Genomic DNA, 11195 nt, shown 5'->3' on the forward strand with positions numbered 1-11195 from the left:
CTTTTAAAAAAGTACGATCATTCCCCGAAACCGAAACGCAGCGTCTGTCAGCTTAATAGAGATTCTGCAGCATGTCCCGTCGAGATCAGCGCGAATACACATAGCGCCCTCGGTATCTTTTCCAGCTCGCGTAAAGCCATTTCTCGCTAAGGCGTTCTCGATCGTTGTGATCATATCGAAACGGGAAAACGCATGCTTCCCTCTTCTGCTAGCGCTTACACAAATTTCTCTTGATCTCGAATATTCAAAGGCGAGCCGCTCCCAGTTCAATTTCTTCATGCCAATTTCAATCTGAATTAAGTCCGATTTATGCGGTCCGACTTCAAATTCCGCAATGATCCTGTAGACATTATCGGCACAGCGCAGCCTCATCAGCCGCGCAGCTTCTCCAAACGCTTGGAATATTATCTTACCGCGTTCATATTTTATCCCTCGCACTTCGATGCCCAGCTCTTTGATTTCGTCTGCCAATACAGCTTCCAGCCCGTATGTAACGGTTGCGAAAAAATAGGTGCTCATACCCTAATCATAATGGAGGAAATCCATAGAAAGTATTACTTGTTTAACTTAAGTTATTCTCGACATACATGGCATAATCCGTTACAAAAGTATCGTGATCCTCTCTTTCCGTAATCCAAATAATGATCGGATACTCCATTATTTCGGACCGCTTCAACGCTTCGAATAACGGATTATCGTTGTTGATTTCGAATATTCCCTTATCGTAATTGATAATTATCGGAGGGGTGTCTTCGCCGCTTCTGATTTTATCCATCCAAGATGCGACCCTATTCTCGAATACTGTCGGATGAACCCTCCATTTCAAATGTTCTTCCGGCCCGCTGGATCTTTGAAATATCGACAAGGGCATCTTGATCGGACCCAAATAATATCGATAAAAGAGCCGCAGCCCATCCGAGAAAGCTTTATTGCGGCGATCGAATAACAGGTAGGTATGAATCCATTCTTCAAGCATGCCCGCTTCCGAGTACGCCGCCGCAGACTTTGAGGTTGGATGATAATCGAGTTTATTCGTATCTTTCTTCGAGTACACGATTCTTTTGATCGTTTCCTCGGATAGACAAAATTCATTCGCCAGCTCGCGGATTTCGGTGTCATGGAAGAACTTGTTCAATATGAGTTGATTCCGCCGGACAAGGTGATGTCGGTATCCCGAAACCTCGCCCCAAGCTTTCTTCTCTTGCTCGCGAGGAATATATAGAAGCTTGCCTGCCGCATACTTCTTCACTTCTTTCAACAGCTGCTCCGGCAAAACATCACCGGCATTCTCATAATTCATCGTATGATTCACCACTTGTTGGAAAATTATTGTGTTGTAAGTACTTTATATATTCGCGATTTGGTATGAAGTCCCTTTTTGACTACGAGTTCTTTTGAATTGCTTGAAATGTTGACTTTTCGTTGATTTACGCCAAACAATCTTCGTTGATTCAATGTGTATCTCTGTTCGAGATGCTTTGAAATAATGATACAGCAAGAAGTACGAGAATACTCTCTTTCAGATTACGGCGTAAACACTTTCTGAACCCAATTGTTGACTCCGTGTTGACTTCGAGACATAAAAAATACATCGCCGGGGCGTGTAGGCCACATGGCGATGTATTCAAAATCTACATACTGTTATGCCTTGCTAGGTTCCTACTCATCCCCGAAAGCAATGGCATTGCCAGAGTAGCTAATCCAATCACTCCAACTACCCGCATAAAGCTTCACATTCTCAAACCCCGCCGCCTCCAAAGCCAGCACGTTAGGCGTTGCAGTTACGCCGGAGCCGCAGTAAACGATAATTTCGGCGTCGCGAGGCAAATCCGCGAAGCGCTCGGCCTGCTCGTCTGCGTTCTTCCACGTTCCGTCCGCGCGGCGGCCTTCTGCCCAGAAGCGGTTGATCGCGCCCGGGATGTGGCCGGCGGCCTTGTCGATCGGCTCAACCTCGCCGCGATAGCGCGGAGCTTCGCGGGAGTCGATCAGCACTACGCCCGGCTCCGATTTCTTCCGACGCACTTCTTCCATCCCGACCACAAGATCCGGCCGAACTTCGGCCACGAACGGAGCCGGGATAAGAACCTTCTGCTCGGAAGAAATCGGGAACCCTTCCCGCTTCCATGCCGAGAACCCTTCGTCCAACACATACGCGTTGTCGTGACCCAAATACTTCAGCAGCCACCAAAGCCGCGACGCCATCGCCCCGCCTTGATCGTCATACGCGACGACTCTCGTGTCGGGACCAATTCCCGCTTTGCTCAAGCTTTTCACAAGAGCCTCAATGTCCGGCAAAGGATGACGGCCCCCATGCTCGCCAACCGGAGCCGACAAATCCTTCTCCAAATCCAGATAGACGGCTCCGGGAATATGCGATTCCTCATAAGCTTCTCGGCCGGCATCGGGCTTCCCGAGCTGGAATCGGCAATCCGCGATGACCAGATCCGCTTCGTACATGCGAGCCAGCAACCATTTTAACGATACAATGGATTTCATTTTCACTAACCGCCTCTCTTTTATTGAACGGAAATTTGTCGATAGTCCGACGCTCCTGTCCCGGAACGGGCACGCTTCGCGGCCAACACCGCCCAGACGATGATTCCGAGCATCACGACCGATAATATCGCGAATAACCACCTCGTCGCGCTCGCGCCGAACTCATCCAGATACCAGCCCGTCAGCTTCGGCAGCAAAGCTCCGCCAAGACCTCCGAAGGCCATAAGCATGCTCGTCGTTTTCTCCGTCATGCCCGGCGCGGCCCGATTCGCAAACACGAGCGCGATAGCGAACATTCCGGACATCGCGATTCCGGCCAAGAATGTGAAGACGAAGGTCGACGTTGCCCCTTGCCACACTCCCATCACGAGAGAGAATACGGCGCAAGCGACGCACATCCAAATCAGATAAGCCGCGCCTCCCCACCGGTCCGCCGCGTGTCCCGCTACCATTCGCCCCAGCGTCATTGCGCCCCAATATACGCTCAGTATGAGCGCCGCAGCCGACTCGGTCATGCCGCTGTCCTGGACAAGGACGGACGGCAAATAATGAACGAAGCTCATCTCGAACCCTACATAGACAGCGAAAAAGACGGAGCAAGGAATCAGCACGAGAAGCAGCGTTTTGCGGTTGGACTCTCTCGATGGCGCCGTCCTCGCTTTTTCCTCCTCGGAGTGCTCCGTCCCGTTCAGCGTTGCATCCAGAACTTTAGGCCAGAACATCGTCCACAGAATGATCGACACGACAGCCAACGATCCTACGAGACCGAAAGCGGATTTCCAATATCCCGCTTTGATCAGCGCCGCGCCCGCGAACGGCATGAGCAGAGCCCCGACACCGAAGAACACTTCCACCCGGCTCATCGCGATGTTCGCGTTAGCCCCCGCCGCTCCGATAATGAACGAGCCGACAACCGCTTCCGTCGTTCCGAACCCAAAGCCCGCTATAGGACCGATTGTCAGCATGACCATCCATGGCGGCTCCGACAAATAGACGAACTGGACAACCGTCAGCAGCCCGAGGGCGGATAACAGAAGCGCTTTTTTGCCGATTTGTCTCATGAGCCACGGCGCAGCTACGATGCCGACCAACCCGCCGAGAAACTGATTCATAACAAGCTGACCGCCGTCTCCATACTGCACGCCGTACGCATGCACCATCGGCTCCATCACCGTTCCAACTACGAGCTGGCCAAGACCGACTACCAAATAAGCGACACAACCTAAAAAGATCAGCCTAGACATAGAAGCAGCTGCACCGTCCTTTATAGCCGTACAATAAACCAACCCCACCATCATACCACGAAAAGCATATAATTAGAGTTAACGGACGTTTAAGAAATGGATGTGACGAACAGGATGAACGAGGCCGCTCCCTTCTTTCGAATCGACAGTATGACGGAAAATGACGCGAAAAAGATCTGCGAGTGGCGTTATCCCGAGCCGTATGACGTATACCGATGGTTGACGTGGGACGAGATGGTTCGGCAGGCAAAGGAATTCGGAGATCCCGATATTCGCAGTCAGCAGTTCCGGTCGTTCCGCAGTGCGGAGAATGACCTCGTCGGGTATGCGCAGCTGTTCCCGCTCGATCGCGCGATTCGGCTCGGCATCGGCTTGCGTCCCGATCTATGCGGCAGAGGCTACGGTACTTCGCTTATCCGGTTGGCTGCAGAGCTGGCGCGCAGCCGGATGCCGCCGGACGGAGAGGTCGATCTTGAGGTTGAGCGCTGGAACGTACGCGCGATCCGCGCTTATGAGAAAGCGGGGTTCCGCATCACGGACGAATACGAGCGGAGAGCTTCGCACGGCATGGTGTCCATCCTGTGCATGGTATGGATGCCCGGCGCGGCGAGTTTATAAGGAATAACGCCAATTCCTCGCACATACATCTGTAGGGAACAAACAATCCTTCGACATAGGAGGCTGTTTCTGAATGAAAGCACTTAATTTAATCAGCCTGGTGCTCATCATCCTGGGAGGCTTGAATTGGCTTTCGGTCGGTCTGTTTGAGTATGATGTCGTGAGCGAGCTGTTCGGAGGCTCCGACGAGGTCGGCTCCAAAATCGTGTACACGATCATCGGCGTAGCCGCACTGTACGCCATATCGCTCCTGCCCAGAGCAGCCAAGGACAACTAGAGGAGCACAGGCAAGGGGAAAAGGCTGTCCTCCAGGGGACAGCCTTTTTGTTGAAGCTGTATCCCCTTTTGCCGAAAGTCCGCAAGTGCGCGCAATTAGGGGGAGCTCGTACCACTCTTTCGATGGTAGCACGCCGCTTCGAGCATTTAGTGGGAGCTGGTACCATACTTTTGCCCAAAATCCGTTTCAGCGTGCTAACAGTTGGATCTCGTACCACTCTTTCGACTGTAACGCGCCGCCTTGGGCATTTAGTGGGAGCTGGTACCATACTTTTGCCCAAAATCCGTTGCGACGTGCTAACAGTTGGATCTCGTACCACTCTTTCGATGGTAACGCGCCGCCTCGGAGCGCATAGTGGGAGCAGGCTACCATACTTTTGCCCAAAATCCGTTGCGACGTGCTAACAGTTAGATCTCGTACCACTCTTTCGACTGTAACGTGCCGCATCGAGCATTTAGTAGGAGCTCCTACCACTCTTTCGCCGCAGCCTGGCCGACTTGCGCTGCGCTCAAGCGGGCGTAGACGCCGCCGGCTGCCAGCAGCTCCTCGTGGCGGCCTTGCTCTGCGATGCCGTCCTCCGTCACGACCAGAATGCGGTCGGCGTGGCGGATCGTCGCGAGACGGTGGGCGATGATGAGCGTCGTCCGATTGCGCGACAGCCGCTCAAGCGCTTGCTGGATGAGCGATTCCGTCTCGGTATCGAGCGCCGACGTCGCTTCGTCCAGGATGAGAATCGGCGGATTTTTCAAGAAAATCCGCGCAATCGACAGCCGCTGGCGCTGGCCGCCCGACAGCTTGAGCCCCCGCTCGCCGATGAACGTATCGAGTCCGTCCGGAAGCGATTCGAGCAAGCCGTCCAGCGACGCTTGGCTCGCAGCCTCGGCGATCTCCTCCTCGGATGCACCAAGACGTCCGTAAGCGATATTTTCCCGAATCGTTCCGTTGAAGAGGAACACGTCCTGCTGCACGACGCCGATCTGATTGCGAAGCGACGTCTGCTTCATCCGGCGAATATCGATCCCGTCGATGGTCAGCTCTCCGCCGTCGATCTCGTAGAATCGCGGAATGAGGCTGCACAGCGTGGATTTGCCCGCCCCGGAAGGGCCGACAAGCGCGATCGTCTCTCCGGCCCTTATGCGAAGATTGATTCCTTGCAGAATATGGGCGTGATTCTCGTACCCGAACGTCACGTCGCGGAACTCGATGTCGCCCCGAAGGCGCTGCACGTCGACGGCATCCGGCGCATCCTTCACGTCCGGCTCGGTATCCATCAGCTCGCAATACCGCTTGAATCCGGCCATTCCTTTTGGATACAGCTCCAGAAGCGCATTGATTTTATCGATAGGTCTCAGAAAAATGTTCACATACAGCAAAAATCCGACCAACTCGCCATAGCTGATACGCCCCGTGTAAGCAAACCAGGCACCGAACACGAGCACTGTCAACGTAATGAAGCGAGTGAGCATATAGATGCCGGACGAGCTAAGCGATATCGCAAAATACGATTTCAGCTTCGCCGAGCGGAACGCCTGGTTGTTTTTCTCGAAACGCTCCTTCTCGAACGTCTCGTTGCCGAACGATTTGACGACGCGAATGCCGGAAATGCTGTCCTCGACGCGCGCGTTCACGTCGGCGATCTTCTCGAACATACCGACCGCCGCGATGTTCAGCTTCTTGTTGAAGAAAACGATCAACCACGCCAGAATCGGAACAACGATGAATGTGATGCATGCCAGCTCCCAATTCACCATCGCCATAATGCCGAAAGCGCCAACGAGAGTCATAATCGCAATGAAAAAATCCTCGGGACCGTGATGCGCCATCTCCCCGAGATCGAACAGATCGTTCGTCAGCCTCGACATAATCTGGCCCGTTTTCGTATTGTCGTAAAATCGAAAGGACAGCTTCTGCAGATGGTTGAACAGATTTTTGCGCATGTTTGTCTCGATGTTGATGCCGAGCATGTGCCCCCAATAGTTGACGACGAACTGTAGCCCCATGCTGATCACGTACAGCGCAAGCAAGCCCGCGCATACCCAAGCGATCAACGACCAGTCGCGCGAGGGCAGCAGCTCGTCGATCGTCCACTGAACCCCAATCGGAAACCCGAGCTCAAGCAGAGCGGCCACGACCGCGCACGTGAAATCGATCAAAAACAAGCGCCTATAAGGGCGATAATTAATCATAAATCGGCGAAGCAAAGTCACTAACGGGTCACTCCTTGTCTAACAAGTGGTTTTGTTCCCCATCGTAAGCTTTTGCCGAATCGATGTCCAGATGCGTTAACCCCCCGGAGTGCCATGTCGTCAGCCTGAGCGTTACCCGGCGATAGTCGATCGCAATGAACGGGTGATGGTTCATCGTCTCGGCAATGCCCGCAACCCGATTCACGAACGCCACCGCCTCCGCAAAAGCCGGAAAAACATACGATTTGGCGATCCGCTTCCCCTCTTCCGCCTTCCATCCCTTCAACAGCGCCAGTTGTTCCGCAAGCTCATCCTCCGTTAGCAGCCTGTTGCGATCCATCGCAAGCTTCACCCTTTCGTTCGAGAATCCCATACTTGCTTCGGTAACGCTCCAACAATCGAATCCAGGAAGGCGCAAACACCGCGAGAAAAAAGACGTTGGCTGTCGCATGAATAATTTCGAACGGAAGTCCGGCCGCGTATCGGGCAAGCACCGTCTCCCAGGAATGGCTCTGTGTCCATTGGTCGAGCACGACGGTCACGTTCATAATCCACCCGAACAGAAATCCCCATACCGCGCCAAAAAGGAGAAGAGGAATGCGCCGCCTCCGCCAAGGGCTGCGATGAGCGAACAATCCGGCGGTCCATCCCGCGAGCCCCCATGCGAACATTTGCCAAGGGGTCCAGGGCCCTTGACCGAGGAAAAAGTTGGATGCAAGCGCAGCGACCGCCCCCGTCATCCAGCCCGCTTCCGCTCCGAACACGACGCCGGAAATAATGACGATGAACGTGACCGGGGTGAATCCGGGAAGCAGCGTGGCGAAAGGGATTCGGCTCACGGAGGCGATGGCGGCCATGACTGCGATGAGCACCATCTCCCGGGCTTGCCGTTCCCGGCGCTCGAACCTCCACAGAAACGGAACCATCGACAAAAGCACGAGAACGAGTCCGATCAGCAGCGAGTTGCCCCGCTGCAAAGCCAAATAAGCGAGCCCGACGTAAGCGGCTGCGATAGGAAGGAGCAGCAGCTTCGGGCTTATGGCGCGACGAATCCGCTTCATAGGAAAATCGGCTCCTCTCCCACGGAGTTGGCAACGGGGCGGGTCGAAGCGAACAGCCTATGCAACGCGGTCGCGTAGAAGAGGTTGCCCCGGAAGAACGCTTCCGGACGGTCGTCCGCCACGATTTCTCCGCGGAAGAGCAAGGAGCACCGCGTCGCGTAAGCGGCGGCGAACTCGACGTCGTGCGTCGCCATGACAATCGCCGTTCCGAGGCGGTGCGCCTCGGCCAAGTGCCCGGCCAGCCGCCGCTTCGCCATCGGATCGAGACCCTTGGTCGGCTCGTCGAGCAGCAGCAGCTCCGGGCGGCTGGCGAGCGTCATCGCCAGCGCGCCAAGCTGCCTCTCCCCTCCGCTCAGGTCGTGAGGATGACGGTCCATAAGCTGTTCGATCCCGAACCGACGGGCAAGGCCGCGAGCCTCCTCCGTCGGTTCAGGCAGTCCCGCTCTAAGTGCGGCATGCCGCAGGTCTTCCTCCAATGTTTCATGAGCGTAGTGCAGCAGCGGATTTTGAGCCAGATAGCCTATCCGCGCATACCGGGCCGTCTCCGGAATTTTCTTCAATCGTTCGCCGGACAGCTTCACTTCTCCGCGCTGAGGCTTCCTCAGCCCGGCCATTAACTGCAAGAGAGTGGACTTCCCGCTCCCGTTGCCGCCGAATAAGCTGATCCAATCGCCCAGCCGAACGTCCCACTCCAAGCCGCGAATGACAGCAGGCGTACGGGGATCGTAGGAAAAATACAAGCCCGACGCGCCGAGCAAGATCGGCTCATCGCGCGAAGTACGCTTCGCCTCCTCCTCCTGAGCGCCGCCTGCTGTAATGCCCCGCTCCGACAGTGAATCGGAAGACAGCCAAGCTCTCGCCTCCTTGACCGTCAATGGCGGGAGGAGGGGCGGCAGACCCTCTCTGTTCTCGCCTCTATTCAGCGCCCAGCTCGTCACGGCGGGCAGCGAAGCGGCCCATTCGTCGCCGCCGCGCGCCCAAGCCTCGCTCGCGAACTCTCGCGGCGGGCCTTGGAACGCGATCTCGCCATGCTCCAACCGAACGATCCGATCCGCAAGGGGGAGCAGATCGTCGATCCGATGCTCGCTCAGAATAACCGTAATGCCCCATTCCTCGTTAAGCCTTTTGATCATGCCCAGCAAATCTCTGGCCGCCAGCGGATCGAGCTGAGCGAGAGGCTCGTCAAGAAGCAGCACGCTTGGCTGCATCATGAGCACGGCCGCCAAGTTAACCGTCTGCTTCTGACCGCCCGACAGCTCGTCGGTTCTTCTTGCCAGCAGCGGCTCCAGTCCGAAAAAACCGGCCATCTCCGCCATTCTCCGCTTCATCTCTCCGCGCGACAGCCCGAAATTCTCCATGCCGAAGGCCAGTTCATGCTCCACTCTGTCCACGACGAGCTGATTGTCGGGATGCTGCATGACGAGACCGACCGCAGCGGCGGCTTCCCGATCGTCCCAATCCTGCAACGGACGTCCTTCCAGCAGAATGGAACCGTGAAGAGTTCCTCCGGGCGATACTTCACGCTTCAGAAGCCGCAGCAGCGTCGATTTTCCGCTCCCGGAAGGGCCGCTGAGTACGACGAACTCCCCTCTGGCGACGGTAAGAGAGATTCCTTGCAGCGCGGGCCGGTCGGCCTGAGCATACGTAAACGTCAAATTCCGGCATTCCATCCTCGCCATGCGTAGCGATCCCTCCATTCCCAGCCGAGAGGCAACAGCAAGTAAATCAAGTAAAAAACTAAAGCAGCCGCATCCCCGGACGAAAGCCCGAACGGCTCCAGCCTTGGGTAGATCGTCCAGAAGCCGTGACCGTTCCACCAAGCCGCCATCACGGCCAAGGCGACTGCAGCGAGCAGCCCGAGAGCGACGGCGTCCCGCTTCCGAAACCGGAAATCGAGATACGAGCTTCGCGCTCCCGTCCCGTAGCCTCTCGCTTGCATCGAATCTGCCGTCTGAAGCGCATCCTCCAGCGACCAAGACAGCAGCGTGCCGACGAGCCGGACGCCGTTATGCGCCCTCTGGCGGAACGAGCCTTCCTTGACGCTCACGCCCCGAGTCCGTTGAATAAGCGTCAGCTCCTGCAATCTGCGGACGAGGCGCGGCACGAGGCCGGTCGCCATCATAACGAGAAGGGCGGCCTTGGGCGACAGCCGGGCGAACAAGTATAGAAATTTATGCTCGGTCATCAGCACCCGGTACGAGACGAACAAAGTAAGCAGATTGAGCATGGAGGCGGCCAGCGTCGCCCCGTATGCGACCGATTCCAGCGTAATCGGGATGTCTCCCCAGTAATACAACACGGTGCGCCCTCTATGGGAGATGAGCGGATTCAGGACGATGAGGAACAGCAGCCCCGTCGTCATCGGAATCGCCCACCGTCTCCACTCCTTGCCCTGATCCAGATGCAGGTTCAGCAGCAGAAGAGCGGCCCACCCCGCAATCAGCAAAAGCGGATGAAACAACAACATGCCGAAGGTTATCCCTCCGGCATAGTATAACAGCACGACCGACGGATGAAGAGAGCGGACGCCAAAGCCTTCGTTCATGGCGCCTTCTCCTTCTCTTCCTTGGCCTCTTCATCTTCCGATACATAATACCATTCCACGCGGTCGCCGGGCTTCATCTCGTAAGCTCCGGCTCCGACGCCCATGACGACGCCGTTCACCCGGTATTTCCACCCGCTGAGCGGTCCGTCGTCGAACTCGTACAAGCCGTCTATTCCTTCGATATAAGTCAACGACCCGCTGCCCCGCGCATCCACGACAAGGCGATGAGCTTTGCCCGCCCTTTTCAGCACGCTGGCCGCGGTATCCCCTTTCTTCAGAGACACCTCTTCCGGCGCCAGCACGATGCCCCACTCCTTGTTGCCGACGATGGTCAGCGTCGCGGCATTGGCTGTCTCCGCCGAAGGGGAAGGGCTCGGCGACTCGACTGGTTTAGCGCCTCTCGGCTTCTTGTCACCCGCGTTTGGCGAGGGCTTAGAAGAAGATGCCGCCTCATCGCTCGGCTTCGAGCCGTTCGACGGCTCCTCCGAAGGAGCGGCGGAAGCTTTGGAAGAAGCGTCCGCCGCTTGCGGGGAAGAAGACGCGGAAGCACTCGCATCGGCTGGCCCGGCGGATGCCTCGGTATCCGTTGCGTCTTTCGTTTCCGGCTGCGAGAGCGGGGAAGAAGGAGCCACGGACGCCGGCGAGGAAGGCGGCGTTCCATTCGTCGCGCTTTCGGCGCAACCGACCGAGGCCGTCAACAATATAGCCGCGAACAGCCCCGCCCACAGCCGCTTCCTCCACCATTTTTTCATCGCCGCTTCCTCCTCT

The 11195-nt window shown here is 56.3% G+C and carries 12 protein-coding genes; 2 read left to right on the forward strand and 10 right to left on the reverse strand.

What is annotated here, in order from left to right:
- Window positions 1-3: 3 nt before the first annotated feature.
- The 4 genes from D3H35_RS22980 to D3H35_RS22995 form a co-directional block, all read right to left on the reverse strand.
- On the reverse strand, window positions 4-519 hold the full coding sequence (locus tag D3H35_RS22980; protein WP_411675166.1) for a THUMP domain-containing protein: 516 nt from the start codon (window positions 517-519) through the stop codon (window positions 4-6).
- A gap of 43 nt (window positions 520-562) precedes the next feature.
- Window positions 563-1300, reverse strand: coding sequence for a CD3324 family protein (locus D3H35_RS32805; protein ID WP_233568107.1), 738 nt, complete (start codon window positions 1298-1300; stop codon window positions 563-565).
- A 359-nt stretch (window positions 1301-1659) separates the two neighbouring features.
- Window positions 1660-2496, reverse strand: coding sequence for a sulfurtransferase (locus D3H35_RS22990; RefSeq protein ID WP_119151510.1), 837 nt, complete (start codon window positions 2494-2496; stop codon window positions 1660-1662).
- Between the two features lie 20 nt (window positions 2497-2516).
- Window positions 2517-3740, reverse strand: a complete 1224-nt coding sequence (locus D3H35_RS22995; RefSeq protein WP_119151511.1) for an MFS transporter — start codon at window positions 3738-3740, stop codon at window positions 2517-2519.
- A gap of 96 nt (window positions 3741-3836) precedes the next feature.
- On the opposite strand from D3H35_RS22995, the gene D3H35_RS23000 reads away from it, so the two are divergent.
- Window positions 3837-4358 (forward strand): GNAT family N-acetyltransferase, encoded by a 522-nt coding sequence (locus D3H35_RS23000; RefSeq protein ID WP_233568108.1) that lies wholly within the window; start codon window positions 3837-3839, stop codon window positions 4356-4358.
- Between the two features lie 73 nt (window positions 4359-4431).
- The gene (locus D3H35_RS23005; protein ID WP_119151512.1) at window positions 4432-4635 is read left to right on the forward strand and encodes a DUF378 domain-containing protein; all 204 of its coding nucleotides are present in this window, start codon (window positions 4432-4434) and stop codon (window positions 4633-4635) included.
- Between the two features lie 467 nt (window positions 4636-5102).
- Here the strand turns inward: D3H35_RS23005 and D3H35_RS23010 are convergent, their stop codons facing one another.
- The 6 genes from D3H35_RS23010 to D3H35_RS23035 are packed head-to-tail and all read right to left on the reverse strand — an operon-like array spanning window position 5103 to window position 11179.
- Window positions 5103-6836 carry an ABC transporter ATP-binding protein gene (locus D3H35_RS23010; protein ID WP_119151926.1) on the reverse strand — a complete coding sequence of 578 codons (1734 nt, stop codon included), beginning with the start codon at window positions 6834-6836 and terminating at the stop codon, window positions 5103-5105.
- Between the two features lie 13 nt (window positions 6837-6849).
- Complete coding sequence (locus D3H35_RS23015) at window positions 6850-7161, reverse strand: 4a-hydroxytetrahydrobiopterin dehydratase (RefSeq protein ID WP_119151513.1); 312 nt, start codon at window positions 7159-7161, stop codon at window positions 6850-6852.
- Window positions 7130-7882, reverse strand: coding sequence for an ECF transporter S component (locus D3H35_RS23020; protein WP_119151514.1), 753 nt, complete (start codon window positions 7880-7882; stop codon window positions 7130-7132). The genes D3H35_RS23015 and D3H35_RS23020 overlap by 32 nt, the downstream gene beginning before the upstream one ends.
- Window positions 7879-9561, reverse strand: a complete 1683-nt coding sequence (locus D3H35_RS23025; protein WP_158594237.1) for an ABC transporter ATP-binding protein — start codon at window positions 9559-9561, stop codon at window positions 7879-7881. Before D3H35_RS23025 ends, D3H35_RS23020 begins: the two co-directional genes overlap by 4 nt.
- A complete protein-coding gene (locus D3H35_RS23030) occupies window positions 9534-10427 on the reverse strand; it encodes an energy-coupling factor transporter transmembrane component T (RefSeq protein WP_119151516.1) in 894 nt (297 codons plus the stop codon). Before D3H35_RS23030 ends, D3H35_RS23025 begins: the two co-directional genes overlap by 28 nt.
- Window positions 10424-11179: a DUF4430 domain-containing protein gene (locus D3H35_RS23035; protein WP_119151517.1), complete on the reverse strand. Its 756-nt coding sequence runs from the start codon at window positions 11177-11179 to the stop codon at window positions 10424-10426. The genes D3H35_RS23030 and D3H35_RS23035 overlap by 4 nt, the downstream gene beginning before the upstream one ends.
- Window positions 11180-11195: the final 16 nt, after the last annotated feature.

Source organism: Cohnella faecalis (genome assembly GCF_003570905.1).
GTDB classification, from domain to species: domain Bacteria; phylum Bacillota; class Bacilli; order Paenibacillales; family Paenibacillaceae; genus Cohnella; species Cohnella faecalis.